This window comes from Candidatus Saccharibacteria bacterium, assembly GCA_016699955.1.
In the GTDB taxonomy this organism is placed as follows: Bacteria; Patescibacteriota; Saccharimonadia; order Saccharimonadales; family UBA4665; genus JAGXIT01.
The window spans coordinates 516879-541439 of sequence record CP064993.1 but is presented as its reverse complement, the minus strand read 5'-3'; the positions used below and the strand labels follow the sequence as shown (position 1 = coordinate 541439).

Below are 24561 nucleotides of genomic sequence, written 5' to 3'. Positions count from 1 at the left end.
TTATACTCCAACCTCAAATAAGTTTGCCTGGTTAGTCTGTATACCCGAAGGTACGAGGAGCTGCACCGCTTTTGTGTCGTCAAAAATGTCTGGGTTATATTTGAATGTAATGTTAAATGTTGCGCCCTTATCGTCACGACCAAATTTCTCCAAAACAACAGTACTAAACGCTTTCGGCGCGCTAACACAGTTGAAGTCTTTATCAATCATCATCCGTGCGGGAACACTTGTTTGGTCGCCTTCAATATTTGGACAAACGTCGCTTAAGGACTTTGGAGCAACGTCAGGACCTATTTTGTACGTGGTTGCTTTTAGCGTGTCCGTATATACACTAACCGCGTCGAGTGTCGGTGCCTTGCCGCCGATTGACATGGTTGTCTGCGAAAAATCTACAGTCAGCTTTGTCAAGCTGGCTTGATCTGGGGTAATTTGTGTTAGGTAACTAAAGAGCCGACTTGCAACCGGTTTCTTCTGGTGTAAGTTAGTTAGCGCACCCAGCTGATTTTGAACGGTTAAGATTTTGTCTAGGTTTTTCTCATTTTTCAAATCATTGCTGTACTGCTTAATGTCTTTCTGTAAATCGCTGAGGGTGTTTTTTTGTACGACATTCACGAACAAAAACGCAAAGATAAAGACAGAAATAGCTATTCCGCCAACCAGAAGCGACGTAACAATCATAAGGTATTTTGTGCGGCGAGCCTTAACAAACTCAAGCTTAATATCGGGTAGTAGATTAAACTGAACCATTACTCGTTCCTCTCCGCCAAGCCTACGGCTACGCCAAACAGATTTGAAACAGCCAGAAGCTCATTTTGCCGATCTGCGGCAAATGCTACGTTTCTCCAAGCATTACCAATTTCTACATTGACACCAAACTTATTTGCAAGATAAAGCGGGAATTCTGGTATGGTTGACGCGCCACCGGTTACAATCATGCGTTCAATCGGAACCTCTGGGTACCGGGCTTGAAAAAACTTAACTGACTTGTCAATTTCACTCACCAGAAGGTCTATGGTACCGATGATTGCTTGGTACACCTGCCCCTCAAGCTTGTCCTTACTGACGCCAAACTTATAAACAAATTGTTGTGCTTGTTTCTCGTCTATGTTGAGATTTTGCGTGGCGGAACGAACAACCGCCTCGACGCCTGTTGGGATAGACCGTGTCAGACGAGGCGCCTCACCCATGGTAATAACTAGGTCGGTGCTGAGCTGACCCATGTCAAGTACTAGTTGTGGCGCTACGGTTCCGGCCGGAACCAGTGCCCGAGATATAGCAAGGTTGTCAGGCTCAAAGGCAATGACGTTGAGACCAATTGACTCAATCATATCCAGTCGTTGTTCTACGTATCCGTTACTGACACTGCTTAGCAGTATTTCAACTTTCGTTTTGTCCTTTAGCGAGTCACCTGTGACTGCCCAATCGATTTTACTTTCTGCCGGAGGAGTTGGTATGAGCGACTCAGCCTGGTAGCGTATGGCCTTGCCCATTTCAGCTTGCGGTAAACGATCAAAATCTGTAACGGTGGTAAAGACTTTACTGCTTGGTAGGCCAACGGCGACGTTACGAGTCGATAGCCGAGCTTCAGATATGAGGTTCGAGAGAACCTGTGCAAGTTTCTGCTGGTCAGCCTTACTATCACTCTGAGCCAGCTTTACGTCTATCGGGACGTATGCATACTTAACCAGGCTTCTCGTTGGACCAGAACCGCGAAGCTCAACAATGCGGATGCCTGTTGTCCCAATGTCGAGCCCGAAGAAAGATGATACCCCACTCAATATACTCATGTTGCTTCGATTATAGCATGAGCGTTATGAGATAGAGCAAGCATTTTTATTTTTTCCACACATTACTCCTTAATATGTCTAAAGCACTGGCGGCAAGCTAACGTATGAATCGTACCTAACATTGCTACCGGCGGCCGTATTCCCACCTTCTGCAAGCCACAGCTCGGGGCTGTAGAAAAATTCTTCGGCGGAGCTGGCGGGTATACCGGCAGCTGGCACGGCCACCAAGGAACCGTACGTACGACTCAGAATAAGCCTGTTGGCGGCCACTGCTCCGTGTACAGTAAGTTTATTGCGACAGGTGGCATAGGCTCCTACGGCTGCCAAATCGTACGGTGTCGTCCCAGATGCACAGCTATAGAAGTTACCGCTTGCGCTGTAAACACCGTGCATCTCCGTTACACCACTGCCGACAAATATGTCGCCGCTTTGGACAACGAGTGTCAGCCGTGGTATTTCTGCGGGGCTAGCATATGCACCGTAGGTAGTGTTGCCGGCAATAATTGCGCTTCCGCTTGTCAATACAACCGTTATATTTTTGCCTGTCGGTAACTGGCCCGTAATCGTTAGGTCACCGGCGTGTGAGTAGGTTGCGTTGTCTGCTAGTAACGGATCTCCAAGATTCAGCGTGCTGCTTGCCCAGTTCGAAGTTGTGCCGGATACCACGGGCGTAAACGCAGAAACTGTAAAACCACCGCCATAAGTCGTACCGCTCGCTGTCGAATTGGCAAACGCCAAGCCACTGCCCCCTCGCGTCGCTGCACCGCCAGGAAGTCCTTTGCCAGTTACAAAGTTTTGGATATTGCCCGTAGCTATCGCCGCTAGGCTCGTTCCGCCACCGCCGTATCCCACTCCTCCAGAATTATCACGATTCCAAGTACGTATGTCGCCACCAGACAGAATATCTCCGCCGACAACCTCAAAGTATGGTCGATAGCCTGCGTCAGCGTGTTCTTCGTCTCCGTCACCGCCGCCACCGCCGCCACCAGCACCGCTACCGTCACAGTTAACGCTCACGGCTCCTCGTAGCGACCACGCCAGACCATATCGGCCCGCGGTTAATGGCGTAAATCCAATTCCAGGGTCGCCGACCGTTCCGGTTGGGTTTGCTGTCAAAAGACGCCCAGCCACAGGAGAACCAGCATCGTATTTAACGTCTTGATCATACACCACTACGCCCGTTGAATCGTTGCGTATTCGTACATGCATGGTTGGGTTATAATCGCTTCCCGTTGCCCCTGTTGTGTACGGCGGCATTGCCCATGCATAAGTGAGTAGGATTTGAGGCTTCAAGTAGTACGTTTCGCCCACGCCCATTGTAGCTGGGAAATTCGACGGCAACACACACTGCGCCGAATTACACGGTCCCATGCTTACCGGAGCACCCCCGTTGTATGCCGTGGACGTTCCGTTATTAGTACCCGACGCATTGACACCTATGGCGTATATATAGTAAGTATGTCCAGCCGTAGCCATCCCGGCGGCATCAGAGTCATTGAAAGTAAACCGGTGCCCCACTGTCGTAACTATCCAACCGGGTGCTCCGCTGCCGTACGGACCGCCAACATACACATGAACCTGAATCTCTCCCCCCCAATCTGGGTCACTGGCTGTACCAGATATAGTGTTGGTAGCACAGTCTACCCTGTCGACGTTAATGCTTGGGGGTGCGTCAGGAACATAGCAATTACCGGCCGCGTCACGCACCATACCAGGAGGCACCGATATTTGGTCACCGGCTATATTGACGCACAAATCAACCGCTGCAGCAGGCAGCCCCGGTAAATCACCTATAGGGTTACCGCAGTTTACCTTGAGCATATACACTACCGGCGCACCGGCTATAGCGTTATTACGAAATACATATGCCGAAGCATTTCCTGAGTCTGGCCAAAAAGCGTCATCAGGCTCTGCCACGAACTTCTGGTACCCGCTGTTAAGGTTAAACGGCGTACTCGGGGAGTACGACATAGATATGTTTGGGTTACGAATGCGGTTTTTCCAGTCTTGAATGTCAGCAGCCGAGGGAAATGCTATCGGGTTTCCAGCCACTGCGCTTACACCACGCATTGTTTGAATGACAAACGCTGCCCCCACGCCGTCTCTCCCCCCCGCATAATAAGTGTTCTCGATAAATGTTATGTAGGCCTCTTTATCGCTGGCACCAACCGCTAAAGCAGTAGCAGGTATACCCGACTCTGTTGTGCAGTAACTTGTATTTGCAAGTAGCCCGCAGCTGATAACCTGGCCGTAGTTACACGTCCCCCCAGAGCAAGTTGCAGCTAAGTATCTGTTGTGAAAGTAGCCATACATATTGGTACGGCCATAGGCAGCAAACGCTTTTGCACCAAAGAAGAAGCTAGCCAGCAGCACGGCTCCTAGGAATAAGCCCGCCAGGCGAGCAGTGTTTGTTGCTGATATACCTTTAGTCATTGCGGTGTACCTCGTAGTGTCGCTATTTTTTGTCGTATGCCAGGTCCGGCAAGCTCGCGCTGTTCCGGAGACAGTCTGTTGAGCAGTTTTTCGTAGTAGCTGGAGGCGAGAACCTTATTTCCCAGCGTTTCCGCATGCTGTGCCGCGAGCCGAGCGGAACCGGCGGTAGGCTGTATGCTCTCGGCTTTTTCGGCGTACTCAAGTGCGGTTTTTGAATCGACTGCAAGCTTGGCTTTCATCTCGTAAAGGCTGCCTTTTGCCACCTTGTCGGTCGATTTGGCAATGGCATCATCTAGCAGTTTTTGCGCTTCGGCATTTTTACCAGCTAGCCACAAATCTTCTGCTCTATCCTGCACCTCATGCGTGCCGCCGGTTGTTTCGCGAACAGTATTTGCGCTAATGAGAGGCTTATTTTTTTTATCGTCGCCTGTCTTTTGACGCCCAAGCAGGAAATAACCACCTACTGCTATGGCTGCAACCACAATGAAACATGCTATGACAAACAGCGGTCGCTTTTTTCCCCGAAGTTTTCTCTTTGCCGTATGTGTGTCAATCACTACTGCGCTCTCATCGGACTGCGTAGAGCCCCGTTCTGCATTGTTATTTTTTATCATATGCTAACTATACCAAACCACAAGCATCATGTGAATAATATATATACCCTGGCGGAAACCTACCCCTGTTATAAACTCGACATACGTGTAGGTACCACCGATTTTCCTTACTTTTTGACGCAATGAGCGAAGTCAGCGAGCCTGTGGGCGAGTTTTAGGGAAGGTGGAGGAAGTGAACACTGAATAATCTGTGCTGATAATGCTGGTTAGGGCGAAAACCTCGGCACATATGCCTTTGGTAACAGTTCCGGAAAAAACCGCTCAACGACGAAGTAGTAGGCGTCTCCGAGCATGTCAGACCCTTCTTCGCATAGCCGTATGAGCTCGCGAACAGAAAATGTATGTATAGCAACCGCCTCTGAGCCAAGCATAATCTTGTCGGCGGTTCGGATTTCGTAGACATAAAACAAGTGGTTTTCATCCCGCCCAATCACTTGGCGGTGGAACCGAGCCACGCCAAGCAACGTATGCGTTACGTTACGCGTGCCGATTTCCTCCTCGCACTCCCGCAGCAGCGCGGCATCGTTGGATTCCCCAGCCTGCACGTGCCCTCCGACGGGGTTCACCCATTGCCCAGCATCTTGGCGGTCAGCTGCTTGCTGGACAAGCGCAAAATCATCACCATACCGCAAGCAGCCGATGACCGTTTTATGCAACCACCCATGCTCATGCGCCTGCGTCTTCAAAACCTGGCGCTGAACAATTCCCTGCTCATTTACGACATCCACTATTTCGTCGTCACTCATAACACCATTCTACCACCCCCCTTACAATGCCGATGTATGAGTTTAGGGCTTAAGAACAAATCTGGACTGCTCCTCTAATCTGTTCTCCCAGAGAAGAAACTACAAAGCATCGTAATAGTACGTTGTTTCGAGCAGCCTCGATGTGGTATTAGCTTGTCCTTCCAAACACCAAATCTACCGTCTAATGGGCTAGTAGTATTGGCTACTTTCTTGCCAGTTTCTGTCGTGTATTCCTGTAGGTAATCTGCTTGGTACGTGAACAAGTAAGGCAGGTTTCTGACTAGGCTGAAGTAGGCTCGTCTGGTTCGCTGGTGTGAGTATTGCTTTGTCACACTGTCTTGTTCTTTGAGCCATTTACCATGCTTTTAGGATATACGACGGGCCATGGCTGTCCGTTATTTATATTTTATGGGCTAATAGCAGTCCGGATTTGTTCTTAAGCCGAGTTTAGCAATAGGCTTGATAACTGTATAACCCAACTACCTTTTGAACTAAAACTGACGATGCCACCGACTGATAGCGGTGAACGCGGCTACTCTGACTAATTAGTTGCCGAGGTAACGGTTGATTAGCAAAGTTAACACATTAACACTGGCGATAAACTACTTATAGAGCTGGTTATGGGTGCCACAAGCCACGAACCACGCTATCGTATCATCGTCAGTCAGCTCAAAGTGCGCTCGCCAATCTCCACCAAAAGCAATCGATCGGTAGCCGTTCCATTCGCCGGTTAATGGGTGATTATACAGATTAGGATGTCCCGGATGCTCTTGAAAAAGCTCCATAGCTGCCTGAAGCCGTTTTTTTTGGGCTGGCTTCAAGTTCGCCACCTGTTTGACGAAGTCCTTATGCAGCTTGATAGTTATCATATGGACTTGAAGAAGACTTCTAATTCCGCTTTATTGGTTACTGTCGTGTAGTTACGACCCGCCTTGCGATCTACCTTGGCCTTACGCATAGTTTCCTCTAAGTAAGGGGTCGGTTCAAGGGCTGGGGTTAACAGTACTCGCTGCTCACGTACCGCCTGTAACAATATGGCAGTCGCAAAAGCGCTGGTAGACAAACCAACCGAGGCAGCAAAATCTGCTATGGTCTTCTTGGTCTTAGGATCGGTTCTGATGGTTAAAGCTGCGCTATTCATAATGTCTACATTGTAGTACAGAACGATGCATTATGCAAAACTAGAAATTGCGACAACCATTGAAAGTCTAGGTTTTCAGTAACAAACACCTCTGTTACAATAAGTCGTATGACAAAATTGAAATTTAAACCGGACAAAGAGTGGCGGCAACTTCACACAAATATCACCGCGATTGCCTTGCATATTCCTTCGTGTCAGGATCTAGATTTGAACAAAGTTGGCAATGATTTATTTTTGGATAAGGTAATTATGCCATCCGAGCAGCTTGAGAACTGGCTCAGTGAAGCGACCAAAAAACAAGCCAAGGAGTTTGTCGACCTATATATGCGGTTCTGGAACCAGACGCCCCGAAAAGCCCTAAGTGGAGACACGCCTGAGCAACAAGCAGCAAAACAGCGGTCAACCAACAAAGGCAAAGTAGCAACCGGCAATCAATGGACGAAAATTTCCGACTTGCTCATGACTATTCAGGGCAAGTTTCAAGCCGAACTGTACGAGATACTAGATAACTATCCCTTGAAATCCTGGAAACCGGTCATCAACAACGTGCACCGGCTTTTCGAGCGCTATTACTACACAGTGATCGAAGATTTTCTGCCTGACGAAACTGTAGCCCCCGCCGACTTAGTAGACGGCGAACTAATCGGCAGAAAAGTACGGCTAACCAAGGGTGAACAAATCCTTATACGCTTATTCAAAAGTCCCTCGCGGCACCAGGATCCATACAAACAAATTCGAATGATGGTGGGTCAAGAAAGTTTGGAACGTTCGCCCCTGATGCTCGATTTAGCAGAAGGTCATGATAAAAGTCAGTATTTTCCTCATGATTATTCGTACAACCAATGTCTCAAGTATGTCAAGAAGCAAGCTCCGGATGGTACATTGCCTTCAGTTACCAGAGAATTATGGCTTTACAGCCTACTTGCATGGCGCGAGCGCAATGTGGTACTCAAAAAGGCTTTTGAAGTGCCCGAATGGATAACATTGTGGCAAGAAATCTTTGAAAAAGCCGCTACTGAATGGCAAACATCCGACGAAATATTTGAGATACTCATTAAACGAATACACAATCAAGCAATGCCGATGGACGCTGCCATGCAAATAATGAATGCCCCCGGAGAGCGCTACATTGAGCCGCTAGACAGAGACGAATTTTTGCAGCACATGGCTCTCTACGACCTGCAAAATACTTTCCATAACCTGTTTTTAAGCCCGCTGGTAAGCTACTTACCGATACTGGAGGTCCGATTCGTCGAGCCGCTTGATATCGCACAAGAAGTCAGCGATTTTATGGAATTTGGCGTGGATTTCACCAATGAAATTAGTAAGCCACCTAGTTACTTTCGTCTCCGCCAACCAGTTGCCGCGAAACTCTGGAAAGGGACCTTTTTATGAGCTTACAAATTGGCATGATGACTTTATAACCCAACTACCTTTTGAACTAAAACTGACCATGCCACCGTCTGATAGGGGTGGGCGTAATACTTGACAAACTAGTTGCCGAAGGCCAAAAAGAGTTACAGTTGGGCTAAGTTGTAAACCGTATCTAGAGTTATAGCCAGTCGTCAGTGGCTGGTTTTTTAGCTTGTTCGTGTCGTTGCAGCTTCCATTCGTGGCCTTGAGCACCAATCAGGGTAGAATAGTTCACTACTGATTCTTGCGCACTCTGTAACTTTTTATCTATTTGTTTTAGAGCTGTTTGTTGAGTTTCGCCTGTAAGTTTCTGTTCAACAATAGAACGGTAACGCATCATTACATCTAAGTTGGCTTTTATAAACTCTAAATCGTGAGCATCTTCCTCGGTAGTTTTATCGTAATTAGGCTGCTTACCGTAAAAGCCAGCGCTACCAATGAATGTTGCCATCCAGCCAACTATGGTGCCCAGGTCTTGGTCAGCGGACTCCTTTCCTGCAACTTTTGAAGAGTGGTAGTCCACTATGCCGTAGCCTTCTTTGGGGTCATAAAAAATGTTAGAGGGCTTAGGGTCAATTTCAATTCCTTGATCACTTACAGCCACCAGAGTATCTACAAGCTCCACAAGTTGTTCATCAGTTACGCCTTTAATTTCATCCACAGTAAGATGACCAACTTCTCTGCCTGGCATTACTTCGGCTACAGTAACTCCGTCTTTATATGACGCAGCGACTATTTGCTCTAGGTGCGGAATACCCTTGCCAAGAACAGCACCCGCAAGATGACTATCTATAGCTCCTGGACTAATCTCCTTGCCGTTCGGCACACGAACAGCGTATGACTTATCGCCTTCGATAATTGAAAAAACTGTTGCGTTTGAACCGTTACCTAAGAAATTAGGGTGTTCTTTACGAGTTGCAAGCTCTGATAATTCGGCTCTAAGTGTTGCGATAGTACGCTCAAAACGGCTATATCCTTTCAGCATTTCAGCACGACCTTGAATCGCTTTGTATCGTGAGCCACCTACTGAACGCAAGAAATCCGTATACTCGACTGCTGTTGCGACAGTCCATTCAGTACCGACTGGAACTCGTAGCTTATTGTTGCCGTCCAGACCCTGATGATCTTCAGCAGAGGTAGTAACTCGTGTAACATCTCCCGCTTCACCTAGCGCAAGGTTGCCGAGGTTAATAAATATATGTCCACTGTCTTTATGATGCTCAACCCGCTCCGCAGCAAAAGTAGCCATTTGAGCTTGAATTACTTCTAATGGTTTAGGGGTAATTTCGAACATAATTTTTATTAGTACTTAACAGATTACATAATAGCATAAGTTTTATTATTTTGCAAGTATGTTATTAACTGAATATGTTATGATTAACAGATGGAAAAGACTGATTGGGTTAGATGTTAAGTATAGGTATTGTTGGGTTGCCGAATGTTGGGAAATCAACACTGTTTAATGCGCTCACCGACAGCAACATTCTTGCAGCAAATTACCCGTTTGCGACCATCGAGCCAAACACCGGCATTGTGCCAGTGCCAGATGAACGCTTAACGACACTGAGTAAGCTGTACCACGACGCCCCTGTCAAACCTGCTACCGTCACATTCGTAGATATCGCCGGACTGGTTGCAGGTGCAAGCAAGGGCGAAGGTCTCGGCAACCAGTTTCTCGCTCACATTCGCACTTGCAGCGCAATTGTCCAGGTGGTTCGTGCTTTCGACGACAGCAACGTAATCCACGTAGACGATGCTCATGACACCGCCAAAGATATTGACGTCATTAACACCGAGCTGGTACTGGCAGATCTGCAAACCGTTACAAACCGCTTGCCACGCCTCGAAAAAGAAGCAAAAGCAAATGCGAAGCTAAAGTCGCTGGTTGAGTTTGTAGAACAAGTGAAGGCTGTTTTGGATGAAGGACGACCTTTGTGGGGCGAACCTGAAATCATAAACAATGAATCACGCGGCTGGCTGCAGCAGGAGCTGCAACTGCTAACTTTGAAACCAATACTTTACTTGTTCAATCTTGATGAAGTAAAGCTCACAGATACAGAAATGCAATCCCGGGTAAAATCACTCGTTTCCCCTGCCCCGGCACTGTTCGTCTGCGCTAAGCTGGAAGATGAGCTCCGCAGCCTCGACGCAGCCGATCGAACCGAATTACTCGAAAGTTACGGCGTACACGAAAGCGGCCTAGTACAGCTCATCCACACCGCTTACAAAACACTCGGGTTGCAAAGCTACCTAACTGCCGGCGACAAGGAAGTCCGCGCCTGGACTATTCCGCGAGGCGCCACCGCCCCACAAGCAGCTGGCGTAATTCACGGAGACTTTGAGCGCGGCTTCATTGCCGCTGATGTCGTAAGCTATCCTGATCTCGTCGACGCCGGTTCCCTTGCCACCGCCCGTGCTGCTGGCAAACTCCGTACCGAAGGCAAAACTTACATAATGCAACCTGACGACGTTGTCGAGTTCAAATTCAACGTCAGTAAGTAATTCATCCCGTCAACGGCGGGGCAGCTATGCCTGCGACCACAGGAACCACGTTGGTAGAAGCGGGGCGAGCTCTGTTGCCTCATAGAAAACAACCCCTACATCCTATTCAATTGCTCATTGATTTGCCGCGCTGCATCGGCAATCTGCGCCCACGTGCTTCCCTGCGACATAATCGTCAGCATGTATGTTTTACTGCCATACACAATTGCCGCATCATGCAGCTTACCATCGATAAACCCGACTTTATCTGCCACCGTTACCATGGTGCCCGCCGGAATCCCTTGCCGGTATACCTGCCGCTTCATAACGTCAAGCAGGCGCGCGCGTTCAGCATCACCGAGAATATTTCCATATTGTAGTTTATGAAGAAACAGCGTTTCGTCATCTGTAGTCGAATACATGGCACCTCTTATGGTACTTGTGTTGCTCAAGCCGAGCGCGCGCACTTCGTGCTGAATGTTTGCCCAGCCAATCTTATCACCCAGCCACTCGGCACAGGTATTGTCGGAATTTATGATCATCATGTCGAAGCATTGGCTCATGTTTTTCCCTGCTGTCGCCGCGTCATCCCACTTAATACTGCCGTTCTCTATTCGCTTCAAAAAACTGTAGGCCACATACATTTTGTACGTACTTGCCGGATGATACCGCTTCGTACCGTTTGCACTCACGGCCGATCCGTCACTTAGCCGAACCGTAATTGCGTAGTCGCCTTTGTCTTTTGCGATGTCGTTGACAAGTGCCTGCAAACCAGCCCGCGTTGCCGAATACGTACGCTGGTACGCGACGCGGGGCTGGAGGGTAATTATCTCTGCACTCACCACACCATCTCCGCCTAGTAATTGCTTCTTTAGCGCATCTGCCGTAGTTGTAAAGTTTAATCCCCGCCCAGAAGTTCCTTCACTGCGACCAGTTTCGACACCATCAGCCGTCCTAACCGTGGTGATGCCAGGCGTAATATATATCTTTTTCTGCATTTCCGTCAGATAGTCCCGAATAGGCTTGGTGTCGAAATCGACCGTCAACTTCTTTTTGTCTTTAGTATCTTCAGATATTACCAGCCAGGCTGCAATGGTTGCCTTTTCTACTCGGTACTCCGTGTCAATAAGCTGGAGCGACAGTTTGCGTTCGGTAAGCACTTGCGCTTCTTTCAACTTGGTCGCAACATCTTTATCCGACCGCACAGGCTTAATTGTATCGGCTTCTACATACGCATCCACTCCTTTTGACTCAAGTGAAAGACGTTTCAATTCTTTTCGCAGTGCCTCTTGTGTGCAGGCTTGACCGTCTTTGGCTGCGTCGAGTACAACACTGCCACTTCGCACAGTTACGCCGGCATTTTTCGGCTCAACTCGGCATGCTGCCAGCTCACTGTTCGCATATTCTTTAAAACGCTGTTCGTCAAAAGTTACTGGAACGGACTGGTTCTTTGTCATGCCCTTTACGAGCCCGCTAAACGGAATCACTCGCTGCCACCACGGGTATGCCTTCAGCTCACGAAGCGTTCGATCAATATCTGGCTCCAGCCCAGCGGGTGCAATGGTAGTCTTTCGTGACTGGTCTTTTGCGGGTCCGTCGACATGGAGAGTCAGGGGCACATTGCTATATGTATCTATGAGCATTTGAGTTATTTGTTTCTCCGACTGCGCCCCTACCCTTGTGCCGTTGAGCCGAACGAAAGGTAACACACGGCTCGAAGGATACGCAAACTGCGCTACTATCACTGCCAGCAAAACACCACCCACCACATACACCGGCTTTGGGTGCCGAACGGCATACCGTTTCATAAACATTGGCAACTTCTTTAGTCTCTGTTTCATACTGCTTATGACAGTATAGCAAACTTACGCTTTATGTTCAGGTTAGAGTGGCCCACGCCGAGTTCGCGTTGACTAGTAAAAACTGGGGTATTTGCGGCGACGAGTCAAAAGCGGAACTTTTGTGTAAGGGTTCACAAGCGGTTTTACAGCCGGGCGGTAGGTATCGAAGTCTGCTGCTGGCTGCGTGCTGGCAGCAGAAGTGGGCACCATTTGCGGCACAGTCTGGCGCTGCCAACGCTTGCCGGAAAGAAACTTCGGTGTTGGTTGCTGCTTTTGCTGCATGAACTGATTCATGAGATAGTCGTTGTTGCGCAGCTCCATGACACGTTGCTGAACATAGTTCATACTAGCGCGAAGTTTGCTCATACTCCAGCTCGTAAAAATGAGTGTCCGCATGGGTGTAAATATGTGCATCACTGACGTAAATATGCGAGAACTGAAATCGACTTCTGCAATCATGTCGTAGCGTAAATCTTCTACGGTCAGCGCCAAAGGTTTTTTGTCAACAATAAGCACACGGTAGTTCGTGACACACAGCATGGCAAACCCGCCATCATAATAGCCGTTGACAGCCTGTAAAATCTTTTCATCGTCCATGAGGATATTGGTCAGCTCACGGATTTCGCTCCTGCCCCACACTGCGTAGTCACATCCAATTTGTCGTAATTGATTGGTGATATGTTTCATACTAACCATATCTGCCTCCCTAGAGAGTCTCAGTCTGTTGACCGGTAATTCCCTGTGTGGACTCTATTATGCCGGAGTGACGGCTGGCATGCAGTATGCTTCATCACAATATGACTGAGATATTTATCACACTGGCAGAACAAGTATACATTTCGCACTTTGAGCTCATTTGTGGACAGGTGTAGCACACTATGGGATAATGTACGCATGTTAGCCGATGATGCACAGCTGACGGCATTGGTTGATTTATTTCATACCGGTACCAGGCAGGAATATTCCAAAGGTGAGTTCCTTGTACGACCAGGCGGTTCTCCTCGTGGGGTATTTTACATTGAGAGCGGCCTAGTAAAAGCTTATGACATTACTAAGTACGGTGAAGAAAACCTGCTTATCATCCGCCAGTCCGGAGAGCTACTTGGGCTTACCTGGGCACTTTCCCACCGGGAACGAGAAATTATATATACTGCACTTGCCCCGACAACCGTTTGGCTAATAAGCCGAGATACCTTTATTGAACACCTGCACTCGCACCCTGAAACTGCCGTTCCGGTTGTGAGCATTCTTGCAGACATGTTCCGTTTGCACGGCGAACGTATTATGACTCTTGAGTACCGTACAGTGCGCGAGCGCCTCGCGTCATTCTTGCTGGGTATGGCGGATCGTTTTGGCGTGAAAACCGAAAAAGGCACCCGCATAGATGCGCCGCTCCGGCATCAGGACATTGCAAGTTCCATCAGCGCAACCCGGGAAACAACAAGTCGCACACTTTCAGAGCTTGAGCGAAAAGGTTTTATTACAAGTGAACAATCAAAAATTATCCTTTTAGACATTCCTGCACTCGAAGATTTTATACAATAAACCGGCTATACCCAGTGTAGGACTATGTCTTCAAGTATGCGAATAACTGCTTCGTGCGCGGGCAGCGAATTGTCATCATAATAGTGGTCTATAGATATAATGTCTTCGATAACGTTCAGGCAAACAATTTCGTCTGCAAGCATATGCATCTGGTCGACTGCCGCCACACTTGCAAACGGAGACACCATGATTACTTTCTTCGTTTTTACTGGTTTTAAAAATTCGTAGGCTGCTCGCATTGAAAAACCATTACTCAAGCCGTCTGACACAACAATAACCACCCTGTTGTGAAGGAACCTTGTGTCTAAAACACCACCTTGGCCAAGGAGCTCGTTCATTTCAAAAAGCTTTTGTAGTTTTTGCTGCTCAATATAGTTAAAGTACTCGCTCTTAATCTCTTCTAGTTCCCCAGGGCTAAACATGTCGTTATACGTCACCCCACCAAAGTTGTCTATGGACGCCAAAGCCTCAACTTCACGCGGTAGCTGTATTGCAGATGAGAGGAGCATGTTTATAACGCAGTGCAGCCGTTTAGCTATTTCCGCGCCTACTACAACTGCCCCGTCGCTTAGGGCAATCACCGCGCAATCTTGGTAGCGGTATTTTTTCTCGAGCTGATCGACAATTAAGCCACCGGCAACCGTGCGATTTGGAAAATAATACATAAGCACTATTGTACAAGCAAGTGAGGCAAGAGCGAAGGAACAATCCATCCATCGCCGCCATTTTTCAGCTGGGCTAGCGTGATAACAAAAGGTTCCTAGCTAAAAGACTTCGCTCTTGCTCGCCTAACATCTGAAGCCTCTAACAGTGGTGCTTGCACCGAACAAGATTACACAAACTCGCACTTCCTCCAGAGCCATTCGCGAGTGATTCAGTAGGCAGTTTACGAAAGTTTTTTAAGTAAATAAAATCGCTCAACATTTCCTTTGCCGCCAGCCACTTCCGAATCTTTTTTATCCAAAATTTTGAACTTGTCTTGTACCCATATTTCAAATTCTTTTAGTATGTCCCGGCGCATTCGGTCATTTTTTATAACCCCTTTATGCTTAAGATTGCTTTGCCCCGCCTCAAACTGCGGTTTAACCATAATGATTAGTTGCGAGTCTGAAGTCACGAGCTTGGAAACTGTCGGAAGAATTTCTCTTAAACTTATGAAGCTAACGTCTGCGAGCACAATATCAACTGGTGAGTTAAGGATGACGGATGTCGTTGGCTGCGAGTTTTTTTGCTTCCGGAGCGGTATATCATTCATTTTTTGCACATCTCTGATGTCAGTTTTTTCATATAATTCAATCCGGCTATCATTACGCAGGCTTGGGTGCAGTTGGTCAGTACCGACATCAACCGCAATGACCTTTTGCGCGCCGTGCAGCAGCGCATACTGCGTGAAGCCACCCGTGCTACTGCCTACGTCCAAAACTGTTTTACCCTGCCATTCAATACCAAACACATCATCAGCACTTTTTAGCTTCAGCGCCGCTCGGCTAACGTACTGCTCTTCCTGAGAGATCTGTAACGAGTCTTCTGCGGCAGCTAAAAATCCTGCCTTTGTTATCACGCGTCCATTTACCTTAATTTTACCAAGGCGTATGTATGACTCTGCCTGCGACCGAGAAGCAACGAGCCCTCGAGCGGCAAGCTCTACATCAAGACGTCGTTTCACGAAGCTACTCCTTTACGCGCTCACGGTAGGCGCCGTTGCTTGTGTCTACCGAGATAACGTCGCCTTGTTTAATAAAGGCCGGTACTTTTATGGTGATGCCTGTTTCGAGCGTTGCATCTTTTGTGATGGAGCTGCTTGTGTCGCCTTTCACTGCATGTTCAGTGTAAGTGACCAGCAGCGGTACGTTTTTGGGCAGTTCAACGTTTATCGGCACACCGTTAAAAAACTGCAGATTGACCATGTCACCCTCTTTTATGTAGCCTGCGCCGTCGCCCATCAGCTCATTGCTGACTTCAAACTGCTCAAAGCTTTCTTGATTCATAAAATGGAAAATCGTGCCATCACTGTACAGGTACTGCACGGTTTGGTTGGAAACATCGGCTGTTTCAAGCTGCTCATTGCCTTTAAATGTCTTCTCTAGAACCTTTCCGTCCAACAAACTGCGAACACGTACATTTACAATACTACCGCCACGTCCCATTACTTTCTGATTATACTCAACAACCCGATACGGTTCACCGTCCAGCTGAAACACCACACCTTTTTTGAGGTTAGTAATCGACAATGCCATTTGTTCTCCTTTGTGAGCTCAGTATATGCTTAAAAAACAGTATACCACCTCTGTTAACACAATACCACCACCGATTTACCTTAATCTAAGCGCTAGAGGTTTCGTTCTCGCTCGCTTGGGTAAAATTACACAAGCGCTGTTTGGAGAAAGTCTATGCGTGCGCCAATTTCGGCAACATCTGCTGGGCCGAAAACACTGTCGAGCCGAAGTATCAAGGTGTTCAGAACTCGCAGATTATGCTGGCCAATTTTTGCCCACCGTAGCTGTTCGTCACGGGTTTCGGCATATTCATAGTCGCGAACATCAAGTCTGATTTCGTTTAGAGCGTGCTTAAGCTTTGCCATATACTCTCTTTGATCCCTTGGCACGCTCTCTATATCGACATCACGAAGAGTTACTTTTACTCCCCGCTCAAGCTGCAGCATGACACTGGTGAGTGATTCACGCATGGACGGCTAAAACGGTATGTCATCGAGGTTGATTGGCTCGTCACCAACATCCTCAATTACTACATCGTCTTTTTTCTTTGCCGCTGGTCGACTAGTTGAACTGCCGCTGTTTGAGTTGGTATTTTGGTTATTACCGTTGCCGGCATCTCCGCCGCGTCCACCCAAAAATGTAACATCCTGAGCATTGACCTCAACTTTACTGCGTTTTTGACCCTCCTGCTCCCAACTGCGAGATTGCAAGCGACCATTGACCAAACACTGGCTGCCCTTGTTCAAATACTGTGCTACGCGCTCGCCCAGTGGCCCCCAGGCGACAACATCAACATAGTCAGTCGCTTCCTGCCATTCGCCATCAGCGCTCTTGTAAGCCCTGTTAAGAGCAAGTGAAAAACTACAGACATTCTGGCCGTTTGGCGTTTGCCTGAGCTCTGGATCCCGAGTGAGATTCCCCATTAAGATTACTTGGTTGAAACTACGTGCCACAACAGCAACTCCCCTCCGAGGAAACTACGTCCTCATTAATTTGTACTACTCACCGTACGCCCGTAGCTGGCGTACGTCAAGGCAGATTGATTATTTTACATTAATCGTTGATCGTTTCTTGGCCGGTCTCGTGAATACGTTTAATCAATGCAAACTGCCGTAGATCAAAGATCAACCTGCTCTAGGCAGTTGCCACAAATGGCAGAAGTGCAATATGTCGTGCTCGCTTAATCGCAACTGCTAGATGGCGTTGCTCAGATTCAGTGAGGCCTGTTTTTTTGCGGGACTCTATGCGACCGTACTGGTCTACATAGCGCTGCAACGTTTTGAAATCTTTGTAGTCAAAATAAGCAACGTCTGTTCGGTGTTTAAAAATCTTCGCCATAGTTTATTCCTCTTCCTCTTCCTTGTCTTCACGGTCGCCACGTTTATTTGCTTGCTCTGCCTTGCGCGCTTTTTCAGCCTCAGCTTTGGCAATCTTTTTCTCGTCAGGTCGCACAATCAAAAACCGTATTACTTCGTCCGTAATGTTCAGTGTATATTCTACTTTGCGCACGCCTTCACCCGGCAAGTCAACTGTATAAAAAACGTAGACGGCACTATCGTGTTTTTTAATTACGTAGGCAAGTTTTTTCTTGCCCCAGTTGTCAACTTTGGCAACCTTACCGCCATTGTCTGTAAATATTTTTTCGACCTTTTTGGTCGCTTGATCCAAGTCTACTTCTAGACCTGGGTCAAAAAGAATTGCTATTTCGTAATTATTCACGAAACACTCCTTTGGTTAAAACCTGCACTCCTGAAGATGCAAGTTGAGTTGATAGTACTGAAAATTATAGCGTAATATCTTTATCCGGTCAACAAAAAAACCTGCTCTAGCAGGTGTTAATTTATTTGAGCCTGGAGGGAGATGATGTAGTCGCGTTGTAGTCTCTCAATACAGTACGACTATTTCACCACCTCGCTCCATTTGGCTTGTTTGTTTTAACTCCATGGTAGACCCGCAAAATTCAAAACGCAAGCAAAATGTGTAGTAAAATTCTCTATCCCAATCTGTTATTCAAAATCGAACCGTTGCACTGCCCACAACAAAATATATAAGTGGCCCGACCAAAATTGAATACATTTGTTGCAGTCACCATAATTATAGCTCTACACCATTGAGCAATAAAAGTGCTACCGAGCGAGGTATTCGTCGCGATCGTTGGGTTCAACGGGAACACCATATTCGTCGAGGTCTGAGCCAGATTCATCACCATTTGCAGTAGCTCCGCCGCCAAATACTTGATCTAAGCTACTCACCAATACATCTCGTGGTCGGCTGCCGTCTGCTGCGCCTATTATGCCCTGCTCTTCCATTTCTTCCATGAGCCGCGCCGCACGCCCATAGCCAATACGTAGGCGACGTTGTAGCAACGAAGTGGATGCTTTGCGGCTATCTATGACCACACGCACTGCATCGCGGAACATGTCTTCGTCTGCATTACTGCCGTGGTCATCCGTGACCACAACACCACCCTTACCAATCTGCACCGGCTGACTGACAACCTCATCGTTGTAGTCCGGTGCACGCTGCTCGCGGATAAAGTCGTTTACCTTCATTGATTCGCCGTCACTGACAAAAGCTGCTTGAACGCGCTTTGGGGCCGGCATATCAGACGTCTGATAAAGCATATCCCCTCGCCCCAAGAGTTTTTCGGCTCCCATTTGATCAATTATGGTGCGGCTGTCTACCTGGCTCACCGTGGTGAAGGCAATTCGAGCCGGAACGTTAGCTTTTATCAGCCCCGTTATTACATTCACACTGGGGCGCTGGGTTGCGAGTATCAGGTGTATGCCTGCCGCACGAGCTTTTTGGGCAATGCGGACAACAAGTGCTTCCACATCTCGAGCCGCCATCATCATAAGGTCAGAGAGCTCATCAATGACAATGACAACATATGGCATTTTTTCATCTGGTTTGATTTTGTTGTACTCTTCTATATTTCGCTTGCTAACTTCTGCCATGGTACGCAGGCGGCGTTCCATTTCTGCCACCGCCCATTTGAGTGCCGATATGCACTTTTCAGGCTCATGTATTACTGGCGTTAAGAGGTGCGGGAGGTCATTGTACGGTGTCAGCTCAACTTGCTTCGGATCGACGAGTATAAGTTTGAGGTCACTTGGGCTGTTGCGGTACAGCAAGCTGGTCAATATGTCGTTTATCATGACAGACTTACCCGAACCAGTCTGCCCTGCCACGAGCAAGTGCGGCATACGAGCCAAATCTGCCACTACCGATTTCCCAACAATGTCTTTACCAATAGCAAAGGTGAGAGGACCTGTGCTCTCTGCCCACCCGCGCGACTGAAAAATTGAGCTTAGGCGCACAGTAGCGCCTTTGACATTTGGTACCTCTATACCGACCGCCCGCTTACCTGGAATAGGCGCCTCCATGCGAATGGTTGTAGCGGCCAAGTCAAGCGCAAGGTTGTTTTCAAGCGCAGTAATTTTGGTCAGTTTAACTCCGGTGGGTGGTCGCAGCGTATACTGTGTCACCCGGGGGCCAATGTTTGCCCCTTCCATTTCGACATCTATAGCAAAGTTGGCGAAGGTTTCTTTGATAATCCGTGCATTTCCTTCGACATTGCCAGCGTCTGCTTTGTCTTGCTTTTGGTCTAGCAGCTCTATGCTCGGCAGCACCCAGCCGGGATCGCTTGTCGTTGTCAGGGCTTCGTGGCTTTCATTTGCAGAAAGTTTTGCGGCCGTGTTTTTGAAAGACGCATGATGAATTTGCTCTTTCGTAAACATACCCTCACTGTGCTTCACTACTGGCACGCCCTCGTTAAGCTGGAAGCCCGTTTCGGCGGCCTTTGCTTTTAAGGCAGCTAGCTCACCCTCCTCCTCGACCGCACGGCGATGAAACAGTCTGCCAAGATTCAGTAGTACTTTGGGTGATATGCCAAATGCAAAGAAAAACGTCAGTAGGCCAAATGCAAAAAACAACAGACTGGCCGGCACCTTATCGAGCGCAGCAAGCACGGCATCGCCGACTGCGACGCCGATGTGACCACCGTTACCGCCAACCGTCTGAGTCGCCAAACCTGGTTCTTCGTGTGTGCTGGCAAAGGCGGTAAAAAACCATGCGGACATGAGCACAAGATACATATACATGCTAAAAACGCGCCCACGAGGTACTCGGTGATCATCATTAGTAAATTTGTAGAACCCCCAATAAAGAAGGCTGATAGGCACCAGCCAGGCACCCCAACCAAACAGCCAGCTCATGGCACCAAATAGACCTTTTGGTAGACTACCGCCGGCGTTAAACCCACCTAGGAAAATAAACAGTGCGGACAGCACAAACACAACAGCTAGCACATAGCCCATCACAGGTGACGGCTCGCGTACTACTGGTTTTGCAACTTTTTTTCTACTTTGTTTTTTCTTTTTTGCCATAACGCTTTTGATTATACTGTTTATTCGTGTTCTGGTCTACTCTCCTGAGCATAGCTGGTCGGTCCTCCAGCGCTTGGGTCAATGTCCAGTGAACGCTGGCGCCTGTGTATATTGCTATGTGTGTAATCAACTGCAGCTTCAACAACTTCCACCGTTCCAAGTAATTCACCCCCTCTAATCCCGCCTAGCCACCACATCAACTCTTCCTTTAAACCCAATAGCTTCTCCAGTCGCTCATCACCCCCTGCTTCGGCAGCAAGCCAGACATCTGGCGGCCTGGGAGAAGTTTGAGGATTTACATTTGTCATGATAACCAAGCCTTAAACTGTTTTGCGAATTGCGTAAGATAATCTGTGTACATTACTCGCGGGCGCAATCTTGTGGTATGGAATCTTGTGGACCTGCGGTGGATCTTGTGTTGCCAGGCACTCCCTCGATGGCCATATCGCCGATACCTGTAACCACCGCTTTGTATGCGCCAAATGCTTCAGCTTGTCTCGCTGCCTGCTCATCTCCTGGAGTACGTGGGTAACAATGCCCCGTACGACCCTTTAACATCTCATCGACGCCTAATACAGCAGCGATCTGTGGGGCCGTATTCCACCCAGACAGCCATGCAACTTTGAGCGCTGCTTTAAGATCCTCGCCGGTCCTTGGGTAAGTTGTATATTCGTCATCCCATACGTTATTACCCCTTGTATGTCCGGCTGGAGTGTTTGTTTTTTTTCTACGAAAAGACATGATACATATGTTAGCGAATTATTGACGTTTTGTCAATAGTAGTTATGGTTTTAGGTACTCCTGCGGGGCTAGTCAACGCGGGGGTCTTGGTTCAGGAGACGTTCACGCATGGCCTGGAAACGAGCTTGCTGTTCGGCGGCAATTTCCTCAGATGTTTTTACTTTCTCGACAGGCTTTTCGCTGTCTGCTGCACGCCCTGCCGCTGCGGGTTTTTCACTTTTGCCTCCAAGTATATTTACAACTGGTATGACAATGGGGCTACGACCAGTCTGCTCAAAGAGGTAGTGCGTAATGTGGTCTTTTATTTCTGCCTTAAACCGATCAATGTCTATGCGCTTGAACCGTTGCTGTACAGCGCGGCGCACCTCATTTCGTAAGCCATTCATAATTTCCTCTTGCTCACGCATATATATAAACCCGCGGCTAATAATATCTGGGCTGGTCATAAGACCACCAGTTCTTTTATCTACCGTTATAACCACTGCCACCAGGCCTTCTTCTGCTAAAAGTACCCTGTCTTTTACCACGACATTACTTACAAGTGCACCGGTTTGGTCAACCAAAATGGTTCCGGAAGGCACTTCGCCAATAACTTCCATTTTATCGGGTGTCAGAGCAATGACTTCCCCGTTTAGGGCATTGAGGCAGTTTGCGCGCGGAATCCCCTGCTCCACAGCGAGTTCTATGTGACGCTGCTTGACACGGTATGCGCCGTAGATAGGAATGAAAAACTTTGGTTTTGTCATTTGAATCATCTCGGCGTATTCGTCACGGCTAGCGTGCCCAGAAACATGGAGTGGCCCAACATTGTCTAGGTCGTGATTACGGTGTTCAAAAACATGGACATTTTTCTTGGTCAAGTCGTCGACCATCTGTCCAATTAACGCGTCGTTACCGCTTTCGGGAATAGGCGTGCTAGAAAGGATTACTGTGTCTTGTTCTTTGAGTTTAATATGCCTGTGCTCGCCATTTGCCATGCGCTGCAGCGCCGAAGAAGGTTCGCCTTGGCTACCTGTACAGATCACGACGAGCTTATCATCGCTCAAGCCGGGCACTGAAGCAATCGGAACAAACGTGCCCTTGGGAATTTTCATATACCCATGCCTGACCGCCATTTCGAGCGTACTCACCATGCTGCGGCCGTCTATGGCCACCTTGCGACCATGGTGCACGGCAGCGTTGACAATCATCTGTATGCGGTTCATGTTTGTACTAAACACACCAACAAATATCCGCCCTGGGGCTTGGTTCATAATGTCAACATAGCTCTGCTCGATGGTGCTTTCTGAAGGCGTGCGACCTATGCGCTCAACCGTGGTACTTTCACTAAGTAGCGCCAGTACACCTTCGTTGCCCAGTTCTATCAGGCGTTCCATATCGGTACGTTCATGATCAAGTGGGCTCGGGTCAAACCGGAAATCTCCAGTGTTTATGATACGTCCAACGGGAGTATCGAGCACCACAATGGTACTACCCGGGATGGAGTGTGTCACTCGCACGAGCTCAACGAAAAATTCGCCGATTTTGAGCCGTTCGTGCGTGTTTTCGTTCATTTCCACTGTCTGTAGCTCAAACCCGTCAGGCATAGGAAGCCCAAAGTTTTCAAATATTTCGTGCACGCGGCCAATCGTAAACTTGCTGCCGTAAATAGGCGCTGGAAACCTTGGTACAATGTGCGGCAAACCACCTATGTGGTCAAGATGCCCGTGGGTAATTATGTAGGCGCGCAGTTTGTGGCGTACCGTCTCCATGTAGGCCGTGTCGGCAATGCCGTAGTTAATGCCCGGCAAGTCAACACTAAGGTCATTGCCGGCATCTATCACGACTGCGTCGTTGACATACTCTACGAGAATCATGTTCTTTGAACCACCACCGTCCATACCACCAAGACCGATAACCTTCAGGCGCGGTGAATCGTCTATAAAGTTGGCCCGTTTTGATTCATCTACCTGCGCCGGCATCCAGTGGTTTGCGACACGCTGTGCATCCATTTGTGTCCGCTTTTGCGCCCGCACCGCCGCCCCGCGGCTTACTGTCGGCCGTTTTTCGGTCGCCTGGCCATTTTGACCAGCGCTGTTCTGCGGCATTCGTGCTTTTTGGTTTGATCGCCGCTGATTGCCATTATTCTGGCCGCCCCGCGGTCTGTTGTCTCTTGACTCTTGTCTGTTGTCTCTATTTCCATTATTTTCCATTGTTTCTCCCTTTCTTAGTTTGTTTGAGAGTTAATTTTTCTAAAATAGTTGGGATGAGGCTAAAATCCTCCACGAGGACTTTACGCATGCTCCCATTGTATAGTGCCGCAGCCGGGTGATAGAGCGGCAGTACCACGACGGCAAAACTCTTTGTCTTGTCATCATGGAACTGTAGCTTAAGCCGTTTGGGCTGACCGTGGTCGTTACTTATGTGCAAATCTGGGAGAAAGCACCCGCCACTGTGTCGCCCCAGTGTCACCACAATTTTTGGTTGAATAATCTCTAGCTGCTCCTGCAAATACGGCAGGAAAGCCTTTTTTTCTTCTGGCAACGGATCTCTGTTGTTGGGCGGGCGATATTTCACTATGTTGGTAATGAATACATCTTCCCTTTTCATGCCAATGCTACCAAGCATTTCGTTTAAGAATTTGCCGGCAGCGCCGACGAATGGTTCGCCAGTGAGGTCTTCTTTTTTACCCGGAGCCTCACCGATAAACACAACATCGGCGCTAGGGTTACCCGCCCCAAAAACCAGCTGGGTAGCTTGGTTTTTGAGCTCAGGGGTAACGTCAGATGCCTGTATTCGATTTTTTAGTTCATCAAGTCTAAGTTGTGTTTTACTGTCGGTCATAAGAGTGTTCTTTCTGGAGTTGTTTTGCGAAACTCTCTAGCTCTTCCCGGTGTGTGGCGCTTTTTTCGCGGTTACTACGTCGCTCATGCACAAACAATTGCCAGTAGGTTTGTTTGTGCATGAGCGCGGACGCACTTAAAGCTAGGATCGATAGAACTGCGAATCCAGTGATTAGCTTAGTTTGGAATCCAAACAAAAGCCCAAGAACAATGACCACCATAACGACGCCGAAGGCAATTACCTGCAGTTTATATTGCCGCAGGTACGCTACCTTCTGATTTTCAGATAGCGATGCATAGAAAGGGCTGTTAAGCTTCATCGCTTTATTCAACCGACTTTCAAAAAAACTACTTTGGTCTGACTCTGATTTTAATGGAATGGTCATGGGCTCT

At 48.1% G+C, this 24561-nt stretch carries 26 protein-coding genes; 3 read left to right on the top strand and 23 right to left on the bottom strand.

The window, feature by feature from the left end:
- The 7 genes from IPL85_02790 to IPL85_02760 form a co-directional block, all read right to left on the bottom strand.
- Positions 1-747, bottom strand: a complete 747-nt coding sequence (locus IPL85_02790) for a hypothetical protein (protein ID QQS20349.1) — start codon at positions 745-747, stop codon at positions 1-3.
- Positions 747-1787, bottom strand: coding sequence for a type IV pilus assembly protein PilM (gene pilM / locus IPL85_02785; protein QQS20348.1), 1041 nt, complete (start codon positions 1785-1787; stop codon positions 747-749). Before pilM ends, IPL85_02790 begins: the two co-directional genes overlap by 1 nt.
- A 78-nt stretch (positions 1788-1865) precedes the next feature.
- Complete coding sequence (locus IPL85_02780) at positions 1866-4220, bottom strand: hypothetical protein (protein ID QQS20347.1); 2355 nt, start codon at positions 4218-4220, stop codon at positions 1866-1868.
- Positions 4217-4834, bottom strand: coding sequence for a hypothetical protein (locus IPL85_02775; GenBank protein QQS20346.1), 618 nt, complete (start codon positions 4832-4834; stop codon positions 4217-4219). The genes IPL85_02780 and IPL85_02775 overlap by 4 nt, the downstream gene beginning before the upstream one ends.
- Before the next feature lie 206 nt (positions 4835-5040).
- Positions 5041-5580, bottom strand: coding sequence for an NUDIX domain-containing protein (locus tag IPL85_02770; protein ID QQS20345.1), 540 nt, complete (start codon positions 5578-5580; stop codon positions 5041-5043).
- A 602-nt stretch (positions 5581-6182) separates the two neighbouring features.
- Complete coding sequence (locus IPL85_02765) at positions 6183-6449, bottom strand: type II toxin-antitoxin system mRNA interferase toxin, RelE/StbE family (protein ID QQS20344.1); 267 nt, start codon at positions 6447-6449, stop codon at positions 6183-6185.
- Positions 6446-6721, bottom strand: coding sequence for a hypothetical protein (locus tag IPL85_02760; protein ID QQS20343.1), 276 nt, complete (start codon positions 6719-6721; stop codon positions 6446-6448). Before IPL85_02760 ends, IPL85_02765 begins: the two co-directional genes overlap by 4 nt.
- 108 nt (positions 6722-6829) lie before the next feature.
- Here IPL85_02760 and IPL85_02755 point away from each other — a divergent pair, with 108 nt between their 5' ends.
- Entirely contained in the window at positions 6830-8116 is a 1287-nt protein-coding gene (locus tag IPL85_02755; protein ID QQS20342.1) for a hypothetical protein, read from the top strand.
- Positions 8117-8273: 157 nt separating this feature from the next.
- On the opposite strand, the gene IPL85_02750 is transcribed toward IPL85_02755, so the two are convergent.
- Entirely contained in the window at positions 8274-9428 is a 1155-nt protein-coding gene (locus IPL85_02750; GenBank protein ID QQS20341.1) for a hypothetical protein, read from the bottom strand.
- Positions 9429-9541: 113 nt separating this feature from the next.
- Here IPL85_02750 and ychF point away from each other — a divergent pair, with 113 nt between their 5' ends.
- On the top strand, positions 9542-10636 hold the full coding sequence (ychF, locus tag IPL85_02745; GenBank protein QQS20340.1) for a redox-regulated ATPase YchF: 1095 nt from the start codon (positions 9542-9544) through the stop codon (positions 10634-10636).
- A 95-nt stretch (positions 10637-10731) separates the two neighbouring features.
- On the opposite strand, the gene IPL85_02740 is transcribed toward ychF, so the two are convergent.
- The gene (locus IPL85_02740; protein QQS20339.1) at positions 10732-12456 is read right to left on the bottom strand and encodes a serine hydrolase; all 1725 of its coding nucleotides are present in this window, start codon (positions 12454-12456) and stop codon (positions 10732-10734) included.
- 72 nt (positions 12457-12528) lie between these two features.
- Positions 12529-13152, bottom strand: coding sequence for a PH domain-containing protein (locus IPL85_02735; protein ID QQS20338.1), 624 nt, complete (start codon positions 13150-13152; stop codon positions 12529-12531).
- A gap of 198 nt (positions 13153-13350) precedes the next feature.
- On the opposite strand from IPL85_02735, the gene IPL85_02730 reads away from it, so the two are divergent.
- On the top strand, positions 13351-14001 hold the full coding sequence (locus IPL85_02730) for a Crp/Fnr family transcriptional regulator (protein ID QQS20337.1): 651 nt from the start codon (positions 13351-13353) through the stop codon (positions 13999-14001).
- Between the two features lie 5 nt (positions 14002-14006).
- On the opposite strand, the gene IPL85_02725 is transcribed toward IPL85_02730, so the two are convergent.
- The 13 genes from IPL85_02725 to IPL85_02665 form a co-directional block, all read right to left on the bottom strand.
- Entirely contained in the window at positions 14007-14666 is a 660-nt protein-coding gene (locus tag IPL85_02725) for a hypothetical protein (GenBank protein QQS20336.1), read from the bottom strand.
- 221 nt (positions 14667-14887) lie between these two features.
- Positions 14888-15667, bottom strand: a complete 780-nt coding sequence (locus IPL85_02720; protein ID QQS20335.1) for a TlyA family RNA methyltransferase — start codon at positions 15665-15667, stop codon at positions 14888-14890.
- A 4-nt stretch (positions 15668-15671) separates the two neighbouring features.
- Positions 15672-16238 (bottom strand): elongation factor P, encoded by a 567-nt coding sequence (efp, locus tag IPL85_02715; GenBank protein QQS20334.1) that lies wholly within the window; start codon positions 16236-16238, stop codon positions 15672-15674.
- A 125-nt stretch (positions 16239-16363) separates the two neighbouring features.
- Positions 16364-16687 carry a hypothetical protein gene (locus IPL85_02710; GenBank protein ID QQS20333.1) on the bottom strand — a complete coding sequence of 108 codons (324 nt, stop codon included), beginning with the start codon at positions 16685-16687 and terminating at the stop codon, positions 16364-16366.
- Positions 16688-16693: 6 nt separating this feature from the next.
- On the bottom strand, positions 16694-17170 hold the full coding sequence (locus IPL85_02705; protein ID QQS20332.1) for a single-stranded DNA-binding protein: 477 nt from the start codon (positions 17168-17170) through the stop codon (positions 16694-16696).
- A gap of 181 nt (positions 17171-17351) precedes the next feature.
- Entirely contained in the window at positions 17352-17555 is a 204-nt protein-coding gene (locus tag IPL85_02700; GenBank protein ID QQS20331.1) for a 30S ribosomal protein S18, read from the bottom strand.
- Between the two features lie 3 nt (positions 17556-17558).
- Positions 17559-17936: a 30S ribosomal protein S6 gene (gene rpsF / locus IPL85_02695; protein QQS20330.1), complete on the bottom strand. Its 378-nt coding sequence runs from the start codon at positions 17934-17936 to the stop codon at positions 17559-17561.
- Between the two features lie 407 nt (positions 17937-18343).
- Positions 18344-20605, bottom strand: a complete 2262-nt coding sequence (locus tag IPL85_02690) for a DNA translocase FtsK 4TM domain-containing protein (GenBank protein ID QQS20329.1) — start codon at positions 20603-20605, stop codon at positions 18344-18346.
- 20 nt (positions 20606-20625) lie between these two features.
- Positions 20626-20913 carry a hypothetical protein gene (locus tag IPL85_02685; GenBank protein ID QQS20328.1) on the bottom strand — a complete coding sequence of 96 codons (288 nt, stop codon included), beginning with the start codon at positions 20911-20913 and terminating at the stop codon, positions 20626-20628.
- A 52-nt stretch (positions 20914-20965) separates the two neighbouring features.
- On the bottom strand, positions 20966-21346 hold the full coding sequence (locus IPL85_02680; GenBank protein QQS20327.1) for a hypothetical protein: 381 nt from the start codon (positions 21344-21346) through the stop codon (positions 20966-20968).
- 68 nt (positions 21347-21414) lie between these two features.
- Complete coding sequence (locus tag IPL85_02675; GenBank protein QQS20326.1) at positions 21415-23538, bottom strand: ribonuclease J; 2124 nt, start codon at positions 23536-23538, stop codon at positions 21415-21417.
- Positions 23528-24169: a uracil-DNA glycosylase gene (locus IPL85_02670; GenBank protein QQS20325.1), complete on the bottom strand. Its 642-nt coding sequence runs from the start codon at positions 24167-24169 to the stop codon at positions 23528-23530. Before IPL85_02670 ends, IPL85_02675 begins: the two co-directional genes overlap by 11 nt.
- Complete coding sequence (locus tag IPL85_02665; GenBank protein QQS20324.1) at positions 24156-24554, bottom strand: hypothetical protein; 399 nt, start codon at positions 24552-24554, stop codon at positions 24156-24158. The genes IPL85_02670 and IPL85_02665 overlap by 14 nt, the downstream gene beginning before the upstream one ends.
- Positions 24555-24561 lie beyond the last annotated feature (7 nt).